Below are 17,185 nucleotides of genomic sequence, written 5' to 3'. Positions count from 1 at the left end.
CTCAGGCGGCGGCCCGTTGCGCCAGTTCGACATTGGCGGCGGCATATTGCTGGCGGACGATGTCATTGAAGGAGAGGGTGGGATTGGCTTCGGCCAACATGCCGATCTTCATCCAATATTCTGCCTGCGCATTGATGGAGCGGCACATGGGCACGCTGGCGCGGCGGGCTTGTTCGTGGAGGTCGTCGGCGATTTTTACGATGCCCATGGGGTGTCCTGCTATATGAAGCGTATATGGATCGTATATGGTTCATATGGTTGGGGGTAAAGGTTGATGGTAGGCGGTTGGCGGCTGGCGTTGAGCCCCCTCTTCCAACTTCGCCTAATCCCGGACTTCGCGGGGATAAGGCTTCGTATCCTTCTCCCCGCCGGGGAGAAGGTTTTGCGGGCCAATGTCTGGGGATCGGATCGGGCGGGGTGGTTGGCGATGGGGTAGGGGCGTTGGATCGACAGGAGGATCTGATGCGGGTTGCGGTTTTGACGTTTGATGGGTTCAATGAACTGGACAGTTTCGTGGCGCTGGCGTTGCTGAACCGGGTGAAGGGGTGGCGGGCGGAGATTTGTGCGCCGGATGCCATAGTCACGTCGATGAACGGGGTTGAGGTACGCACGCAGCAGCCGCTGGAATGGGCGGCGCAGGCGGATGTGGTGCTGGTGGGCAGCGGGGCGCGGCGGTTGGAGGTGGCCAATGATGCGGCGTTGATGGCGCGCATAAGGCTGGACCCCGCGCGGCAATTGATCGGGTCGCAATGTTCGGGCGCGCTGATATTGGGGGCGCTGGGGCTGGTCGGTGACATGCCGGTCTGCACCGACCGGACGAGCCAGCCGATGGCGATCGCGGCGGGGCTGCGCGTGCTGGAGGCGCCGTTCGTGGCGCGCGGCAATGTGGCGAGCGCGGGCGGGTGCATGGCGGCGCATTATCTGGCGGCCTGGGCGATCGCGCGCGGGGCGGGGGGCGAGGCGGCGCGCAGCGTGATCGACTATGTCGCGCCGGTGGGCGAAAAGGCGGAGACGGTGGCACGGGTGATGGCGGTGATCGCGCCGTTCGTGGCGGACGTTTCCCAGGCGGCATGAGGGTTGCGATCTGCTACTGATCTGTCATGGTTCGGCGCAGTGAGTCGAACCAAAGGAGCCGTTTGCATGATTATCCACGGGTCGCGGCCATCGCCCTTCGTGCGCAAGGTGATCGCCTTTGCCGCCGAGAAGGGCATCGAGGTCGAGGTGCAGGCGGCCGGGTTCGGGCGCGGGGGCGATGGCTATCTGAACGGGTCGCCCTTCGGCAAGATACCGGCGTTGGAGGATGGCGACTTTCTGCTGTGCGATTCGACCGCGATCATAACCTATATGGATGCGTTGCGCCCCGGCACGGAGATGATCCCGGCCGAACCCAAGGCGCGGGCGCGGACGATATGGTATGAGGAATTTGGCGATACGGTGGTGCAGCCGGTGGGGGCCAAGATGTTCTTCAACCGGGCGGTGGCAAAGTTGGTGAAGCGCGAGCCGGACCTGGCGGCGGCGGACAAGGCGGAGGCCGAGGAACTGCCGGGACTCTATGATTATCTGGAGGGTGTGTTGCCGGAAAGCGGCTGGCTGGTGGAGGATCGCTTCACGCTGGCGGATCTGGCGGCGGGCTGTCCGTTGATCAATATCGGCTATGTGTCCGACGCGCTGGATACGGCGCGCTGGCCCAAGGTGGCGGCGTGGCTGGACAGGGTGAAGGCGCGGCCGAGCGTGGCCGCGGCGATGGAACTGGAAGCGCCGACGATCCAGGCGATGCTGGAGAAATAACCTATCTGGAACATTATGCTTGACATCGTCACGCTGTTCTGGCATATATCGGCATAGTGGAAAAATGTGAGTCGCGGATGACGCGGCGAACCAAAGGGCTGATCCGGGAGGATCGGCCCTTTTTGCGTTGCGGGGGGCTCGGATGGCGGACGGTGCGGGGGTGGAACTGCGGCCGGGGCGGCAGGCGGTGGCGGACGGCACGCGCGCGCAACAGCGCAAGGCGCGCAAGGATAGCTGGACCAGGGCGCAGGAAGTGGAGTTTCTGGAGGTGCTGTCCACGACCTGCAACGTCAGCGAGGCGGCGCGGGTTGCGGGCGTGCGGCGCGCGGGCGCCTATGAACGGCGGCAGCGCGACGCGCGCTTTGCCGCCGACTGGGACCGGGCGATCGACATCGGCTATGCCGAGATCGAGGCGATGCTGATGCGCGAAGTGTTGTTCGGCAGCGAGAGCGAGGAGATCGTGCTGGATGGCGAGGGCGCGGTGAAGAGCCGCAAGGTCAAGCGCGGGCGCGACCTGAAACTGGCGCTGCAACTGTTGATCCGGCATCGCGACAAGGTGGCGGCCTATCGCGCGGCGGCGGGGGTGCAGCGGCCCGACAGCCCCGACGCGGTGGCGCGCCTGCGCCGCGCGATGGACGAGATTGCGCGCAAGCGGGCGGCGACGGGGACGTGAGGGGGGCCGCCGCCATGCGGTGTCAGGCGGGTTCGGCGGCGATCAGCGTGCCGATCTGGTCGAGCAGGGCGAGGCGCTGTTTCTTGAGATCCTCCAGCCGCTCGTCCGAGGCGGGGGCGGTGCCGTCCTCGATCGGGGTGATTTCACCGAGCAGGGCGTGATAGCGATCCGCCAGCGTGCGGAAATGCGCGTCGTTGAGTTTGAGGTCGTGCAGCCGGTCGGTGGCTTGCGGGAAGAGGCTGTGCAGATCCTGGCCATGTTCGCTCATGCGTCGTCTCCTGATGGGGATGGTTGACGCGATTATGGGCCGGGGCGGCGGGGTGGTCGTTAGGTAGTTGTCCGGGGGTGGGGTGTTGCAAAAGAAAGAAGGAAGGAAGCCCCTCACCCAACCCTCTCCCGCGAAGAGCGGGAGAGGGCTTAAAGGGAAGGGGGTTAGCGGGGCTTTATTTCCAGCGATGGGTCGACCAGCGCGGCGGTTGTCGGCTTGGGCGGGGTTGCCGGGGCGGCGGGCGCGGCCTGGACCGGCTGGGGCGCGGGCACGGCGATGGTGGTCGGCTGGGCCGGGGCGAAGGCTACACTGATGTCTTCGTCGAGAAAGCCGGTGACGGGCGCGCCGAGCGGGATTTTGGCGCTGGTGCCGGTGGTGACGAAGCCCGCGATCGGGATGAAGGCGATGGCGGCGACGACGCCGGCAGTGCCGGCCTTGCCCTTGTCATCGAACTGGCCGGTCAGGCGGATCTGGGTGCCGTTGGCGCGGACGTAGAGGACGCGTGCGTTGATGCGGCCCGATTTGCCCCACATGCCCTTGTTGCGGACCTCGGTAATCTCGCCGACGGCGGGACTGCCCGCGGGAATGATGACCTGGTTGTTGAGCAGCACGGCTTCGGCGACTTCGAGCTGGACGCGCTGACCGATGCGCAGCAATTTGCCTTCGGTCGTCAGCGGTTCGGCAGTGCGCAGCGCGATCTGCGTGCCGGCGCGCAGGACATTGCCGCCGGGCGAGGCGATGATGGTGGCGACGGGCGCGGCAGGCATGGTGGTGACCTGCGCCATGGCGGTGGTCGCGCACAGGCAGGCAATGACGCCGGTGACGGCGCCTGTAACGATGTTCATTGATGATCCCCCCAAATGGTCCGGCTCGTGCGAGCCGGACGGGGCAGTTGTGATGCGGCAGGGCGGGTCGTCAAGTGGGAAATGGGGGATCACACTGAAAGGGATAGTTGGGAACGATTTGCGGGGGTTGCGCAGGCCCACCCCCGGCCCCTCCCGCCAGCGGGAGGGGAGGCATTGCTAGCCCTCTCCCGTCCTTCGCGGGAGAGGGCTTTAGATGGACGGGGAAGACGGCTTTACAGGCGTGTAACAGGCGATAGGGTGGCGTTCATGAAAATCCTGACTTTGCTCGTTGCTGCTTCGGCGCTTTCCACTCCTGCCATCGCGCAGACCCAGGCGCCTGATCCGGCGCGGCTCAAGGCGACGGTCGAGAAACTGGTGAGTTTCGGGACGCGGCATACGCTTTCGTCGGCGAGCGACCCCAAGCGGGGGATTGGGGCGGCGCGGGCTTGGGCGGCGAAGGAGTTTGCCGCGATCGGCAAGACGTGCGGCGGGTGTTTGAAGGTCGAGAGCGTGTCGGAGCGCTTTACCGGGCCGCGGGTGCCCAATGGCGCGGATGTGGTGGATGTGCTGGCGATCCAGACTGGGACGGGTGATCCGAATCAGGTGGTGATCATCGCCGCGCATATCGACAGCCGGGTCAGCGATGTGATGGACTTTACCAGCGATGCGCCGGGCGCGAATGATAATGGGTCGGGTAGCGCGCTGGTGATGGAAGCGGCGCGGGTGCTTGCCGGAGAGAAGTTCGACGGGACGATCGTTTACGCTTTGCTGTCGGGTGAGGAGCAGGGTTTGTTGGGCGGCAAGCTGCTGGCGAACGCCGCCAAGGCGCGCGGCTGGCAGGTACGGGCGATGCTGAACAACGATATTGTCGGCAACACGACCGGGCAGAATGGCCGGATCGTTTCTGACCGGGTGCGGGTGTTTTCCGAAGGGATACGGTCGGCCGAGGATGCCAAGGCGGGGCTGACGCGGCGGGGCATCGGTGGCGAGGATGATGGGCCGTCGCGGGCGCTGGCCAAGGCGATCGATGACATTGCCGAGGCCAATCCGCAGATCGGGCTGGACGTGTTCGCGGTGCGGCGGCCCGATCGCTTCGGGCGCGGTGGCGATCATACGCCGCTGCTGGAGGCGGGCTATCCCGCCGTGCGCTTTTCGGTGGGGATCGAAAATTACGACCGGCAACATCAGGATCTGCGCGTCGAGGGTGGCCGGGATTATGGCGATACCGTCAAGGGGATGGACTTTCCCTATCTGGCGAAGGTGACGGCGCTCAATGTCGCGGCGTTGCGGACGCTGGCGAACGCGCCGGCTGCGCCTGCGGTCGTGTCGCTTGATGGCGCGCTGTCGATGGATACGCGGGTGTTCTGGGACGCAGTGCCGGGGGCGAGCGCGTACAAGGTGTTTTGGCGGCGGGCCGATGCGCAGGATTGGGCGGACAGCCGGGTCGTGACCGGCGCGACCGAGACGGTGCTGAAGGATGTGGTGGTCGATGATCATTTCATCGGCGTGGCGGCGATCGGCAAGGGTGGCGCGGCGAGCATCGTGACGTTCGGGGGCATGGCCCCGCGCAAATAGGGGCGGTGTCGCCGCCCCGATAAGGGGAGGGCGATGCAGAGTTCGCATATCGAATGGCTGGCCGAGCGGCCGGGCGAGCGCGACCGGCTGTTGCGGTCGCTGGGGCCGGTGGCGAGCGAGGCGCTGGCGCATGATTGGGGTGCGGTGGCGCGGCCGGGGCAGGTAGCACCGCCGGGCGACTGGCGCATCTGGCTGATGATGGCGGGGCGCGGCTTTGGCAAGACGCGGGCCGGGGCGGAATGGGTGCGCGGGATTGCCGAGGCTGATCCGGGCGCGCGGATCGCGCTGGTGGGCGCGACGCTGGGCGAGGCGCGGCGGGTGATGGTGGAAGGCGCGTCGGGCCTGCTGGCGATTGCGCCCTGGTGGTGCCGCCCGGTCTTTGCGCCGGCGCTGCGCAAGCTGATCTGGCCCAATGGCGCGGTGGCGACCCTGTTCGGGGCGGCGGAGCCGGAGAGTTTGCGCGGGCCGCAGTTCAGCCATGGCTGGGCCGACGAGATCGCCAAATGGCCTTTTGCGGAAAGCGCCTGGGATAATCTGATGATGACGATGCGGCTGGGCAGTGCGCCACGGGTGATGGCGACGACGACGCCGCGGCCGGTGGCGCTGGTGCGGCGGCTGGTGGCGGATGGCGATGTAGTGGTGACGCGCGGGCGGACGGTGGAGAATAAAGCCAACCTGGCCGATGGCTTCATCGCGGCGATGACGCGCAGCTATGGCGGCACGCGGCTGGGGCGGCAGGAATTGGACGGCGAATTGATCGAGGAGGTGGCGGGGGCTTTGTGGAGCCGCGACCTGATCGAGCGGTGCCGGGTGGCGCATGTGCCGGGCGGCGCGGGCGACGCGGCGCTGCTGACGCGGGTGGTGGTGGCGGTCGATCCGCCCGCGTCCGCGCATGGCGATGCGTGCGGGATCGTGGTGGTGGGCCTCGGCCGGGACGGGCGCGGCTATGTGATCGCGGACGCGAGTGTCGAGGGCTGCTCGCCCGAAGTCTGGGCGCGCGCGGCGGCGGCGGCGGCGCTGGTGCATGGCGCGGACAAGGTGGTGGCCGAGGCGAATAATGGCGGCGCGATGGTGACCAGCGTGCTGCGCGCGGCGGAGGAGGCGCTGCCGGTGCGGCTGGTCCATGCGAGCCGGGGCAAGGTGGCGCGGGCCGAGCCAGTGGCGGCTTTGTACGAAGCCGGGCGGGTGGCGCATCGCGGGGCTTTCCCGGAGCTGGAGGATGAGATGTGCGGGCTGGTGCTGGGCGGCGGCTATGAGGGGCCGGGGCGATCGCCGGACCGGGCGGATGCGCTGGTGTGGGCGCTGAGCGAATTGATGCTGGGGCGGCAGGGCGTGGCGCAGGTGCGGGGGTTGTGAGCCTGTGCTAGAGGGAAAGCAGGGGAGGGCTTGCATGGACGAACGACTGCGCTTCTGGCTGGCTTCGCTGGGCATCCCTCTATGGCTCGGCTACCCCTTCGCCTTTCTCTATGGTCCCAGCGTGGCGCGGAATGTCCGTTGTGCCGGGCGCGAGTTTACGGGCAGCTTTGACGACTGTTTCAACGATTATATTCCGGTCGTGGAAATGCTCGCCTTTCCGATGACGCTGCTTTTCATGTGGCCTTTTCTACGCTTTGCCTTCGCCTTGTATGCGCCTGCGATCATAGTGGAGGATGGAAGTGGAAAATGGCGGGGCACATGAACGGCGATGCCTGTTTCCCGTCGCTTCAATTGTTTGCCGGACTGGTCATCCTATGGGTCGGGTTTCACTTACGACTCCTGCCCCTGGCGTGGGAAGCGGCTCCGCTTTTGGCTTATTGGTTGGTCTGGATCCTCTGGTTGCTGGTCGGAATTATGGTCAGTTGGCGCCGGGACGAGCAGATGGAATGACGGAACCCGCTGGCCGCTCTATCCGTTTCGGGTCCAACATATCTGGATTTGCGGAGTTATAGGCATGAAGACGGTCAAGATTTTGGGTGCCCTGGTCGGCGTGACGTTGGTGGCCTCGCCGGTGCTGGCGGCGTCGCTGAGCAGCAAGGAGCGGGCGCGGGTGGCGCGGGCTGCGCCGCGTGATCGCGATGACGTGCGCTATTGCCTGTTGCAGGGCAAGAAGGGCCGCGACAAGGGCACGGTGATCGGCGCGGCCGGTGGCGCTGGCGTCGGGTTGCTGGCAGGCGGCGGGGTTGGCGAGACGCTGCTGGGCGCGGGCGCGGGTGCGCTGGCCGGGCGGGTGATCGGCAAGAGCGAGGGCACGAACTCGACCTGCGACCGGGTGTTGGCGCGGAATAGGTGAGGGTGGTGTGGCTGATGCGATCCTCCCCTGGCAGGGGAGGTGGCAGGGCGTAGCCCTGACGGAGGGGTGTCGCCCTCTCGATAGGGTGACACCCCTCCACCGGCTTCGCCGGTCCCCCTCCCCTTACAGGGGAGGATTTTTAGGTTTCAGATGATGGGGGTGTTGAGCCCCCTCTCCAAGCTACGGTAGGCGGCTCACGCCGCTGACCTTCGCTATCCTCTCCCCGCTGGGGAGAGGATTTTTTATGGGCGGGGACAAAGCCATGAAATTTTTTGGGATGAAGGCGGCGGCATCTGCGGATGTCCGGCCGGTGTTGGCGCGCGCCTGGGGGACCGGGGCGGTGGCTTTGGGGGAGTGGCCGGCGAGCTATGAGGCGCAGGTGCGCAGCGGGGTGATGGGCAATGCGGTGGCGCAGCGGGCGATGCGGTTGGTGTCCGAAGGGGCGGGCGCCTGTCCGTTGAAGGTTGGTGGCGTCGAGGACACGGCGCGGGTGTTGGCGCTGGTGGCGCGCGCGTCGGCGGGGCAGGGGTTGGTGGAGACGCTGGCTTGTCATTTGTTGTTGCACGGCAATGCCTATGTGCAGGTGATGGTGGGGGCGGATGGGATGCCCGCCGAGCTGTTTGCGCTGCGGCCTGAACGGGTGTCGGTGGAGGCGGATGCGCGGGGGTGGCCTGCGGCCTATCTCTATCGGGTGGGGGAGAGCGTGACGCGGCTGTCGCCCGACGATGGCGCGGGGCGGCCGAGCGTGTTGCATCTGAAGGCGCTGCATCCGCTGGACGATCATTATGGGCTGGGGTGCGTTGGGGCGGCGGCGGGGCCGGTGGCGATCCACAATGCGGCCAGCGTCTGGAATAAGGCGCTGCTTGACAATGCGGCGCGGCCGAGCGGGGCGATGGTCTATGAGCCGGGCGATGGGTCGGTGCTGTCGCCCGACCAGTTCGAACGGGTCAAGCGCGAGATGGAGGTCGCCTTTGCGGGTGCGGCCAATGCCGGGCGGCCGATGCTGCTGGAGGGCGGCTTGCGTTGGCAGGCGATGAGCCTGACGCCCGCCGAGATGGACTTCGTGGGGTTGAAGGCGGCGGCTGCGCGGGAGATTGCGCTGGCCTTCGGCGTGCCGCCGATGCTGATGGGGCTGCCCGGCGACAATAGTTACGCCAATTATCGCGAGGCGAACAAGGCGCTGTGGCGGCAGACGATCTTGCCGCTGGTCGCGAAGATCGGCGCGGGGTTGGGGCAGGGGCTGGCCGGATGGTGGCCGGGGCTGCGGATCGAGACGGATCTGGATGGCGTGGCGGCGCTGAGCGATGAGCGGGCGGCGCTGTGGGACCGGGTGGTGGCGGTGGATTTTCTGAGTGGGGATGAGAAGCGGGCGTTGCTAGGAATCGCTTAGTGTTCGCAGGTGCGCGCTTGGTCATTCCAACGGCCGCCGCTGTCGAGGCAGCTATCGATGGCGAACCAGTCTGCACGCCATATCCATAGCGCGCTGATGGCGAGGGCTAGAAGGATGAGGGCGGCGCGCATGCGATGTCATTAGCATGCGTGTCGGCAGAAGGGCAGGGCTTCGACAAGCTCAGCCCGAACGGAACCAGGGAGGGCGGGCGTCGAGCCCCCTCTCCCGCTGCGACTAAGGCGGCTGCGCCGCCAAGTCTCGCTGCCCTCTCCCCGTTGGGGAGAGGGGGTTAAGAGGAGGACGAGATGACGGCGGATGCGGAGATGCTGGCGCGGTTGGTGGCGCAGGCGCAGGGGGTGCCGGGCGCGGTGGACATGGTGATGATCCGCGCGCTGGTGGAGGAGGCGAGCGAGCTGGGCGCGGGGCGGGCGCTGGAGCGGCTAGGGCTGGCCGACCGGCGGGCCGAGGGCGATGTGCGCGAATTGCGCGAACTGCTGCGCGCCTGGCGCGACGCGAAAAAGGCGGCGCGCGGGGCGGTGATCGGCTGGGTGGTGCGGATCGGGCTGGCGCTGCTGCTGCTGGGGATGGCGGTGAAGATGGGGTTGTTGGGGTTGGTGCGGGCGTGACGATGCAGCATCACGCCCGTTCGTGCTGAGTAGAGGCTGAGCGTGTCGAAGCCTCGTATCGAAGCATGAGCGCTACGATCCTTCGATATGCCCCTTCGACTTCGCTCAGGGGCTACTCAGGACGAACGGAGATTATATGGATCAGGACGTGCGCTTTGCGGGCTATGCGGCAATTTTCGATCGGGTGGATCGGGGCGGCGATGTGGTGCGGGCGGGCGCGTTTGGCGGCGCGGTGGCGGCGGGCGTGCCGTTGCTGTGGCAGCATGGGCCAGGCAGCGTGATCGGGACGGTCGAGCGGCTGGCGGAGGATGCGCGCGGGTTGCGCGTGATCGGGCGGGTGTCGGTGCGCACGGCGGCCGGGCGCGAGGCGGCGGCGGCGCTGCGGGCGGGTGCGATCGATGGGCTCTCGTTCGGATATCGGGTGAAGGCGGCGCGCGGCGGTGGAGCCGGTTTGGGGCCGCGCGAATTGCTGGCGCTGGAGCTGGTGGAGGTGAGTTTGGTGAGCCATCCGATGCAGGAGGGGGCGCGGGTGATTAGGGTGGAGTGAAGGGGGCCTCATTTGGTTCGCGCGGAGACGCAGAGAAGAAGAGAACTCGTCATTCCTATCTAGCGGATATCTTTCTGCGGCCAATGCTCCGTATCCCATCCTTCTGCCGGGAGGACATGTGCGTTGCGATTGCTCTTTGCTCCGCTATAAAATGGAGACTGGCCTGCACGTCTACTGGTCATGTAACGGGAGAATGACATGGCTCTTGCCTTGAATGTGGGGTGGCTATCGCAAGCGTTACGCGAAGATAAGGATGGCTTCGCATTTGGGCTGGATCAAATTTCCGATCTTAATGCGGTTCTCGCCGAATCGGGCGAGTCTCTTCATGAGGAACCCACCGATATTGCCGAGCATGATACCTACGAGGCGCAGATGTGGGGTTATGCGGGACTTCACGCTGTACGCCGACTGGCGGCCTACCATGCGTTGAAGGGCCAGTTACCACCGCCATGCACTTATGAAGATTTTGCCGATGATCCGCTTTTGCTGAAATTTTACGCCGAACACAGTTCTGAACTGGACAAGCCCAAAGCGGGATTTTTTGGCAGATTGTTCAGGAAGAAGTTGAAGGCACCTCTCCCGTTCGCACATTTAATTATGCATTCCGATTCCGAGGGATTTTATCTGCCCAGGCCGATGAACGAAGTCGTTTTCGACACGGCCAATCCACCACGGGACGGATTGGGGGGAATGGTAGGTTCTTCCGTTCATCTTCTGGAAGAATGTTTGTTGCTGGCGGATTGGATTGGCCTGCCTGATGGGATTGACGCTGAATGCGACGATGTTGTCGAGGCGGCGGAGGCACCAGGAGGTGAAGGATGGCGCGTTTACGGGATAGAGGCATTTTGCCTGATCCGTTTGATTGAAGGGTGTCGGGCGTCGATCTTGCACAGGGGCGCTTTGCTGTTCACCTAGCATTTTATTGTTCCATATGAGGGTGTGTTCCCCATCTTCCAACTGCGCCTAGCCAGCAAGCTGGCAAGGCTTTGTATCCTTCTCCCCGCTGGGGAGAAGGTTTTCGAGAATTTCAGGGCGGTCCCATCCGGGGCCGCCCTTTTTTGTGTTTTCTAGCGGGAGAATGACATGACGGATGCTTTGGAGAGCAGCTTTGATGCGGTGGTGCAGGGGGAGCGGATTGCGGCTTTGGAGGCGGATTTGGGGGCTTTGCGGGTGGCGATGCAGCGGCCGGCGCTCGATGGGGTGAAGGGCGGGGCGCCAGGAAGTTTTGGCGATCCGGCGCGCAGTGCTTTTGTCGATCGCTATGTGCGGCAGGGGCTGGAAGCGGGGGTGGAGCTGAAGAGCTTTTCCGGCGCTACCGGCGCGGCCGGGGGTTATGCGGTGCCGCGCGAGATCGATCAGTTGATCGGCACGACGCTCAAGGCGCTGTCGCCGATCCGCAGCATTGCCAATGTCGTGCGGACGGGGACGGCGGGTTATCGCAAGCTGGTGAGCGCGGGCGGGATCGTGTCGGGCTGGGCGAGCGAAACGGGCGCGCGGGCCGAAACGGGGACGCCGGTCTTCAACGAGATCGTGCCGCCATCGGGTGAATTGTTCGCCAATCCGGCGGCATCCCAAGCGATGCTGGATGATGCGCAGTTCGATGTCGAGGGCTGGCTGGCGAGCGAGATTGCGCGGGAATTTGCGGTGGCGGAAGGGGCGGCCTTCGTCACCGGCAATGGGACGAACAAGCCCAAGGGGTTCCTGACCTATACGACCACGAACGAAGCGGACGCGGTGCGCGCGTTCGGGTCGCTACAATATGTGGCGTCGGGCGCGGCGGGGGCTTTCCCGGCCTCGGACCCACAGAACAAGCTGATCGACCTGGTGCAGAGTTTGCGCGCGCCCTATCGGCAGGGGGCGTGTTTCGTGATGAACTCGGCGACGCTGGCGGTGATCCGCAAGATGAAGACGAGCGACGGGGCGTTCATCTGGCAGCCGGGGTTGAGTGCGGGGCAGCCCGCGACGTTGCTCGGCTATCCGGTGGTCGAGGCGGAGGATATGCCCGACATCAGCGCCAACAGCCTGTCGATCGCCTTTGGCAATTTCCAGGCGGGCTATGTCGTGGCCGAGCGCAACGAGACGAGCATCCTGCGCGATCCGTTCAGCAACAAGCCGTTCGTGCATTTCTATGCGGTCAAGCGGATCGGCGGGGGTGTGGCGAATAGCGAGGCGATCAAATTGATGCGGTTTGCGGCTTCGTAGTCGAGGCGCGGGGGTCGGACTTCCCCACCCCAATCCTTCAAACGAGTCACGTGCCTCGTTTGAACCTTGAGGGGAGGGGCTTTTTTGCGGGGCTGTGTTGTTTTGAACGAGGTTGATCCTCCCCTGGTATGGGAGGTGGCAGGGCGTAGCCCTGACGGAGGGGTGTCGCCCTATCGTGAGGGTGACACCCCTCCACCACGCCCTCCGGGCGCGGTCCCCCTCCCCTTGCAGGGGAGGATTTTGCTGGGGGCCATAGGTGGAGCCCCCTCATCCAACTTCGCCTAGGCGGCTGCGCCGCTGAGGCTGCGTATCCTTCTCCCCGCTGGGGAGAAGGTTTTTTCGGGCTTTGAATGGGGTTGATCCTCCCCTGGCTGGGGAGGTGGCAGGGCGTAGCCCTGACGGAGGGGTGTCACGCTATCGATAGGGTGACACCCCTCCACCACGCCCTCCGGGCGTGGTCCCCCTCCCCTTACAGGGGAGGATTTTGCTGGTGGGGTGTCAGCGCTACTTTTTCTGGGGGGTGGGATGGGGATCAGTGATGGGATGCTGGCCGATCTGGTGCGGGAGGTTTGCCATGATGGGGGCATGGGGCCGTTGGTGCTGGGTGGGGCGATGGCGGGGTTTCGGAGTTTTGATGCGGCGGTGGGGGAAGGGGTGGCCTTTCCCTATGTGATCATGAGTCTGGTCGATCCTGCGCAATGGGAAGCGGGGACCGGGACGCTGGATGGTGCGGGGCGGCTGGTGCGGACGCCGGTGGCGTCTTCGGCGGGCGGGGCGGCGGTGGATTTTTCGGTGGGCGAGAAGTCCGTGGCGCTGACCGTGCATGCGGCCTGGCTGGAGGCGGTCGATACGCATGGCCATGGGATTGGCGAGATTGAGGGGCTTGGCGAGGCGCTGGCGGGGCGGCAGGCGGCGAGCGGAGAATTGGATGCCATTGCGGCGGTGAGCGGGACGGCGTTCGGGCGGGCGTTGCTGGGGCAGGCGGATGGCGCGGCAGTGCGCAGTCATGTGGGCGCGCTGGGCGCGAGTGGCTTGCAGCGGATGCGCGGGGCAGAACTGCATATCAATACGCAGGGCGACGAGGATTATGCGCTGGAAGGGGCGATCGGCAAGGTGTCGGTGCAGACGCAGGCCATGTCGATCTTCATGGATGGCGGGCAGGCGAGCTTTCGCGTGCTGTCGTTTGGATCGCTGGCCAATAATCGGCTCTATCGCGCCAATGGCACGTTCGCGGCGCGCAGCGATGTCGTCACCAATGATGTGATCGGCGACTATAATGTCTGGGGGATGATCGGCGGGACGTTCGCCGAACTGTCGCGCATCCGCACGACGCTGACCGCCGCTGCGCCAGGGCCGACCAATTTAGCGTCGCGCATGAGTTTCCATGTCGGGCGCAACGGGTCGGCGGCGATGCAGGAGGCGTTGCGGCTGGAGCATCAGGCGCTGACCGCGTTCGGATCGGTTGCGCCGTCCAATGATAATGGCTTTGCGTTGGGGAGCGCGGCGGCGCGCTGGTCGGTGGTCTATGCGGCGAGCGGCGCGATCAACACGTCCGACGCGCGGGTGAAGAGCGATGTGGCGGCGGTCGGCGACGATCTGCTCGATGCCTGGGGCGCGGTCAACTGGCGGCAGTTTCGCTTTGGCGATGCGGTGGCGGCGAAGGGCGCGGGCGCGCGCTGGCATATCGGGCTGGTGGCGCAGCAGGTGCGCGATGCGATCGACGCGCGGCTGGGCGATGGTGCCGCGGTGCGGCTGGGGCTGCTCTGTCATGATGTGTGGGACGAGGGCGACCGCTGGGGGCTGCGGTACGAGGAATGTCTGGCGCTGGAGGCGGCGTGGCAGCGGCGGCGGATCGAGCGGATCGAGGCGCGGTTGGCGCTGTTGGAGGCGCAGCATGATGCAGGGTGATGCGCTGGGCGCGGGCGCGATCGGCGACTTGCGCGGCGGGGATGCGCCCTGGGGCGGCGCGTGGCGCGGCGGGGTGCGGCCGGGGCAGGACATGCGGGTCGCGGCGCGGCCTGCGCCCGACCGGCCAGAAGCGTTACGGGGGAGGATGATCCGATGAGCCTGATTGCCAAAGATCCGCAGGCGCGGATCGACCATGCAATCGACTGGTCCGCCTATCTGGCGGGGCAGAGCGTGATTGCGAGTGTGTGGAGCGTCAGCCCGGCGGGTGGCCTGTCGGTGGAGGAGGCCGCGTTCGAGCCGGGGCGGACCAGCGTGCGGGTGAGCGGTGGGGCGGTGGGGCAGCTTTATCGGCTGACCAACCGCGTCACTTTGTCCGACGGGCAGGTGGATGAGCGGTCGGTGACGGTCAGGGTGGAGGAACGCTGATGCTGGCGCAGGAGGAGAGCGGGGCGCTGGCGGCGTCGCTGGATGAACTCAAGGCCTATTTGCGGATCGAGACGGATAACGAGGATGCGGTGCTGGCGGGGTTGCTGCGCGGTGCGGCGACGCTGTGCGAGCAATTTGTCGGCCAGTGGCTGATCGTGCGGAGTGCGCGCGAGATGGTGGCGGCGCGCCAGGGCTGGCAGCGGCTCGGCGCGCGGCCGGTGATGGCGATCGAGGCGGTCGAGGCGGTGGACGGCGACGGGGTGGCGCAGGCGCTGCCGGTCGATGCCTATGCGATCGACATCGATGCGGCGGGCGATGGCTGGGTGCGATCGACGCGGGCGGACGAGCGGCGGCGGCTGGCGGTGCGCTATCGCGCGGGAATGGCGGCGGAGATGAACGGCCTTCCGCAAGCGTTGCGGCAGGGGATCGTCCGGCTGGCGGCGGAGCATTTCTTGGCGCGGGGGAATGAGGGCGGTGCGCCGCCCGCGGTGGTGAGCGCGCTGTGGCGGCCGTTCCGGCGGATGCGGCTGGCATGAGGGCGGCGCTGGTGCGGCGGGTCGAGGCGCAGGCGGCGCGCAGGCGGGCGACGATTGCGGCGGCGCTGGTTGAGGCAGGTGTCGACGTGGCGATCGACGGTGAGGTGGTGCGGGTGTCGGGGCGTGGTTTGCGGGCGCGCTGGTGGCGCGATCTGGCGCTGCGCGAGGCAGGGAGGACGGGGCATGAGCGCGGAACTGGCGGTGCGCAGCGCGGTGATCGCGGCGTTGCGGGCGGATGGCCTGCTGATGGCGGGGCTGAACGGCCTGTATGACGGCGAGCCGGTGCGGGCGAGTGCGCCCTATGGTCATGTCGGCGAGTGCATCGGCACCGAGTGGGGCGGCAAGCAGGTCGAGGGGCGCGAAGTGCGGTTGACCATCGGGTTCCAGGATGCGGGCGAGACGCCGGGGCGGCTGGCGGCGATGATCGGGCGGATCGATCCGGCGATCGGTGCGGTGCAGCCAAGTGAGGGGTGGCGGATCGTTACGGCGCGGCTGGTGCGGTCGCGGATGATGCGGAGTGGAGGCAAGCCGCCGAGCGGGTGGCAGGCGGTGATCGACTATCGGCTAAGGGCGGTTTGGGAGGGGGGCTAGGCGTCGCTTGTGGCTGGCGTCGAGCCCCCCTCTCAACTGCGGCTAGGCAGCACGCTGCCGAGCCTTCGTATCTCTCCCCGCTGGGGAGAGAGGGGGTGGGGGGCGTGTTCCCCGACGAAGGTCGGGGTCCAGTCCCACGCTCTGAACTGGACCCCGACCTTCGTCGGGGAACAGTGGGCGTGAGTCATGTTCCGTCAGCCTGGGCGGTTATAGTCTTCATATTCGGCGGTGATCTTGTCGACATATTCGGCGATCTGGTCGTCGGCGTCGGCTTGTGCCGCCTTTTCCGACATGCCGTCGGCCTTGTCGGTGGCGACGATCGCGGCGCGGAAGGCGGCTTCCTTGTCGGCGCAGCTCTTTTTCATTTCCGACTGGAAGTCACCGAGCGGCAATTTCTTGTCGAGGCCGGGTTTGATCTGGGCGGACAGGCATTGCGAATAGGCCTTGCGGCCTGCGCCCACGGCGTCGGCCGAAGGGGCGGCGGCCAGCATCGTGACCAGCGACATAATCAGAAACATCGGGACTCTCCTGAACCTGCGTTTTGCACGCTTTGACTGATGAAAGGATGCGCCATGGGCGTCGAAAAAGGAAGTGCGTTTCTGTTGAAAGTGGGGGACGGCAACATCCCCGCAACATATGCGACCGTGGCGGGGATGCGGACTACGCAATTGTCCGTAAATGGCGAGGCGGTGAACATTACGTCCAAGGATTCGGGCGGATGGCGCGAATTATTGTCGGGGGCGGGGGTGCGATCGGTCAGCGTGTCGGCGGCCGGGCTGTTCACGGGATCGGCGGCGGAGGTGCGCATCCGCAACCATGCGCTGTCGGGTACGATCGACCAATATGAGCTGAGTTTCGAGAGCGGCGAGCGGATGCGCGGGCGCTTTCTCGTGACGCGGCTCGATTATGCGGGGATTATAATGGCGAGCGCAATTATGCGCTGAGCCTGGAAAGCTCCGGCGCGGTGGTGTCGGAATGAGCGGGGTTGTGAACCCTGAAAGGGGCGAGGCGGCGCTGGAGATTGGCGGCGAGGTGGTTGCGTTGCGGCCGAGTTTCGGGGCGCTGGTGGCGGCGGAAGCCGAACTGGGGCCGTTGTTCGACCTGGTCGAGCGGGCGGCGGACGGGAAACTGTCGCTGGGCGATATGGCGGCTTTGTTCTGGCACTGTCTGGTCGATCGCGAGCGGATGGACCGGGAGACGCTGGGCGAGGCAATGCTTGTCGTTGGGCTGGCGCGACTGACGCCGGTGCTGAAGGCGATTTTGCAGCAGATATTGGCGGGGAAATGACGCGCTTTGCCGAGGGCGCGCGGCGGCTGGCGGGGGTGGCCGGGTGGTTGCTTGGCTGGCGGCCGGAGGAGTTTTGGCGCGCGACGCCGGCGGAGTTGGCGGCGGTGTTGGGCGCGGCGTTGGGGGAGGATGAGGGTGAGGTTGGGGTGGATGGGCGTGAGTTGGTGCGGTTGATGGGGGTGATGCCGGATTGACGGTTTTCCGCTGCCACAAGTTTGATCGTCATTCGTGCATGGGCGATCCATCCCGCTACC

Annotated in this window: 25 protein-coding genes and 1 pseudogene; 22 read left to right on the top strand and 4 right to left on the bottom strand. The window is 66.3% G+C overall.

Annotation, left to right across the window (positions count from 1 at the left end; all coding sequences use genetic code 11):
* Position 1: 1 nt before the first annotated feature.
* On the bottom strand, positions 2–208 hold the full coding sequence (locus BSY17_RS07170; protein WP_069064992.1) for a ParD-like family protein: 207 nt from the start codon (positions 206–208) through the stop codon (positions 2–4).
* Positions 209–462: 254 nt separating this feature from the next.
* On the opposite strand from BSY17_RS07170, the gene BSY17_RS07165 reads away from it, so the two are divergent.
* The 3 genes from BSY17_RS07165 to BSY17_RS07155 all read left to right on the top strand — a co-directional run bounded on the left by BSY17_RS07165 (position 463) and on the right by BSY17_RS07155 (position 2,461).
* Complete coding sequence (locus BSY17_RS07165) at positions 463–1,074, top strand: DJ-1/PfpI family protein (protein WP_069066839.1); 612 nt, start codon at positions 463–465, stop codon at positions 1,072–1,074.
* 66 nt (positions 1,075–1,140) lie between these two features.
* A complete protein-coding gene (locus tag BSY17_RS07160) occupies positions 1,141–1,788 on the top strand; it encodes a glutathione S-transferase family protein (protein WP_069064991.1) in 648 nt (215 codons plus the stop codon).
* A gap of 142 nt (positions 1,789–1,930) precedes the next feature.
* A complete protein-coding gene (locus tag BSY17_RS07155; protein WP_069064990.1) occupies positions 1,931–2,461 on the top strand; it encodes a hypothetical protein in 531 nt (176 codons plus the stop codon).
* Positions 2,462–2,483: 22 nt separating this feature from the next.
* On the opposite strand, the gene BSY17_RS07150 is transcribed toward BSY17_RS07155, so the two are convergent.
* Both BSY17_RS07150 and BSY17_RS07145 read right to left on the bottom strand, forming a co-directional pair.
* Positions 2,484–2,729 carry a YdcH family protein gene (locus BSY17_RS07150; protein ID WP_069064989.1) on the bottom strand — a complete coding sequence of 82 codons (246 nt, stop codon included), beginning with the start codon at positions 2,727–2,729 and terminating at the stop codon, positions 2,484–2,486.
* 164 nt (positions 2,730–2,893) lie between these two features.
* Positions 2,894–3,574 (bottom strand): hypothetical protein, encoded by a 681-nt coding sequence (locus tag BSY17_RS07145; protein WP_069064988.1) that lies wholly within the window; start codon positions 3,572–3,574, stop codon positions 2,894–2,896.
* A gap of 267 nt (positions 3,575–3,841) precedes the next feature.
* On the opposite strand from BSY17_RS07145, the gene BSY17_RS07140 reads away from it, so the two are divergent.
* The 16 genes from BSY17_RS07140 (at position 3,842) to gp17 (ending at position 15,644) form a co-directional block, all read left to right on the top strand.
* Positions 3,842–5,149 carry a M28 family peptidase gene (locus BSY17_RS07140; RefSeq protein WP_069064987.1) on the top strand — a complete coding sequence of 436 codons (1,308 nt, stop codon included), beginning with the start codon at positions 3,842–3,844 and terminating at the stop codon, positions 5,147–5,149.
* A 33-nt stretch (positions 5,150–5,182) separates the two neighbouring features.
* Positions 5,183–6,505, top strand: coding sequence for a DNA-packaging protein (locus BSY17_RS07135; protein WP_069064986.1), 1,323 nt, complete (start codon positions 5,183–5,185; stop codon positions 6,503–6,505).
* A gap of 34 nt (positions 6,506–6,539) precedes the next feature.
* Entirely contained in the window at positions 6,540–6,827 is a 288-nt protein-coding gene (locus BSY17_RS07130; RefSeq protein WP_069064985.1) for a hypothetical protein, read from the top strand.
* Positions 6,824–7,015, top strand: coding sequence for a hypothetical protein (locus BSY17_RS07125; RefSeq protein WP_150125744.1), 192 nt, complete (start codon positions 6,824–6,826; stop codon positions 7,013–7,015). Before BSY17_RS07130 ends, BSY17_RS07125 begins: the two co-directional genes overlap by 4 nt.
* A 64-nt stretch (positions 7,016–7,079) precedes the next feature.
* The gene (locus BSY17_RS07120; RefSeq protein ID WP_069064983.1) at positions 7,080–7,418 is read left to right on the top strand and encodes a hypothetical protein; all 339 of its coding nucleotides are present in this window, start codon (positions 7,080–7,082) and stop codon (positions 7,416–7,418) included.
* Between the two features lie 262 nt (positions 7,419–7,680).
* A complete protein-coding gene (locus BSY17_RS07115; RefSeq protein WP_069064982.1) occupies positions 7,681–8,808 on the top strand; it encodes a phage portal protein in 1,128 nt (375 codons plus the stop codon).
* 305 nt (positions 8,809–9,113) lie between these two features.
* Positions 9,114–9,434: a DUF6127 family protein gene (locus BSY17_RS07110; protein WP_069064981.1), complete on the top strand. Its 321-nt coding sequence runs from the start codon at positions 9,114–9,116 to the stop codon at positions 9,432–9,434.
* Between the two features lie 136 nt (positions 9,435–9,570).
* Entirely contained in the window at positions 9,571–9,981 is a 411-nt protein-coding gene (locus BSY17_RS07105; protein ID WP_069064980.1) for an HK97 family phage prohead protease, read from the top strand.
* 198 nt (positions 9,982–10,179) lie between these two features.
* The gene (locus BSY17_RS07100; protein ID WP_069064979.1) at positions 10,180–10,896 is read left to right on the top strand and encodes a hypothetical protein; all 717 of its coding nucleotides are present in this window, start codon (positions 10,180–10,182) and stop codon (positions 10,894–10,896) included.
* 168 nt (positions 10,897–11,064) lie between these two features.
* Positions 11,065–12,183 (top strand): phage major capsid protein, encoded by a 1,119-nt coding sequence (locus tag BSY17_RS07095; RefSeq protein ID WP_069064978.1) that lies wholly within the window; start codon positions 11,065–11,067, stop codon positions 12,181–12,183.
* A gap of 525 nt (positions 12,184–12,708) precedes the next feature.
* Entirely contained in the window at positions 12,709–14,091 is a 1,383-nt protein-coding gene (locus tag BSY17_RS07090; RefSeq protein WP_083217072.1) for a tail fiber domain-containing protein, read from the top strand.
* A complete protein-coding gene (locus BSY17_RS21525) occupies positions 14,078–14,248 on the top strand; it encodes a hypothetical protein (RefSeq protein WP_171899200.1) in 171 nt (56 codons plus the stop codon). Before BSY17_RS07090 ends, BSY17_RS21525 begins: the two co-directional genes overlap by 14 nt.
* Positions 14,245–14,517, top strand: a complete 273-nt coding sequence (locus tag BSY17_RS07085) for a phage fiber-tail adaptor protein (protein WP_069064976.1) — start codon at positions 14,245–14,247, stop codon at positions 14,515–14,517. The genes BSY17_RS21525 and BSY17_RS07085 overlap by 4 nt, the downstream gene beginning before the upstream one ends.
* Positions 14,517–15,053 carry a head-tail connector protein gene (locus BSY17_RS07080; protein ID WP_069064975.1) on the top strand — a complete coding sequence of 179 codons (537 nt, stop codon included), beginning with the start codon at positions 14,517–14,519 and terminating at the stop codon, positions 15,051–15,053. The genes BSY17_RS07085 and BSY17_RS07080 overlap by 1 nt, the downstream gene beginning before the upstream one ends.
* Positions 15,050–15,325, top strand: a complete 276-nt coding sequence (locus BSY17_RS20890) for a hypothetical protein (RefSeq protein WP_237236455.1) — start codon at positions 15,050–15,052, stop codon at positions 15,323–15,325. The genes BSY17_RS07080 and BSY17_RS20890 overlap by 4 nt, the downstream gene beginning before the upstream one ends.
* Complete coding sequence (gene gp17, locus BSY17_RS07075; RefSeq protein WP_069064974.1) at positions 15,237–15,644, top strand: tail completion protein gp17; 408 nt, start codon at positions 15,237–15,239, stop codon at positions 15,642–15,644. Before BSY17_RS20890 ends, gp17 begins: the two co-directional genes overlap by 89 nt.
* A gap of 194 nt (positions 15,645–15,838) precedes the next feature.
* Here gp17 and BSY17_RS07070 read toward each other — a convergent pair whose 3' ends face one another.
* The gene (locus tag BSY17_RS07070; RefSeq protein WP_069064973.1) at positions 15,839–16,162 is read right to left on the bottom strand and encodes a hypothetical protein; all 324 of its coding nucleotides are present in this window, start codon (positions 16,160–16,162) and stop codon (positions 15,839–15,841) included.
* Between the two features lie 54 nt (positions 16,163–16,216).
* On the opposite strand from BSY17_RS07070, the pseudogene BSY17_RS07065 reads away from it, so the two are divergent.
* From BSY17_RS07065 to BSY17_RS07055, 3 genes and pseudogenes are all read left to right on the top strand, one after another.
* A pseudogene (locus BSY17_RS07065) lies at positions 16,217–16,623 on the top strand (phage tail tube protein).
* Complete coding sequence (locus BSY17_RS07060) at positions 16,620–16,931, top strand: gene transfer agent family protein (protein ID WP_069064972.1); 312 nt, start codon at positions 16,620–16,622, stop codon at positions 16,929–16,931. The pseudogene BSY17_RS07065 and the gene BSY17_RS07060 overlap by 4 nt, the downstream one beginning before the upstream one ends.
* On the top strand, positions 16,928–17,125 hold the full coding sequence (locus tag BSY17_RS07055; RefSeq protein ID WP_069064971.1) for a phage tail assembly chaperone: 198 nt from the start codon (positions 16,928–16,930) through the stop codon (positions 17,123–17,125). Before BSY17_RS07060 ends, BSY17_RS07055 begins: the two co-directional genes overlap by 4 nt.
* Positions 17,126–17,185 lie beyond the last annotated feature (60 nt).

The sequence above is a fragment of the Sphingobium sp. RAC03 genome (assembly GCF_001713415.1).
In the GTDB taxonomy this organism is placed as follows: Bacteria; Pseudomonadota; Alphaproteobacteria; order Sphingomonadales; family Sphingomonadaceae; genus Sphingobium.
This window is presented reverse-complemented; position numbering and strand designations above follow the sequence as displayed.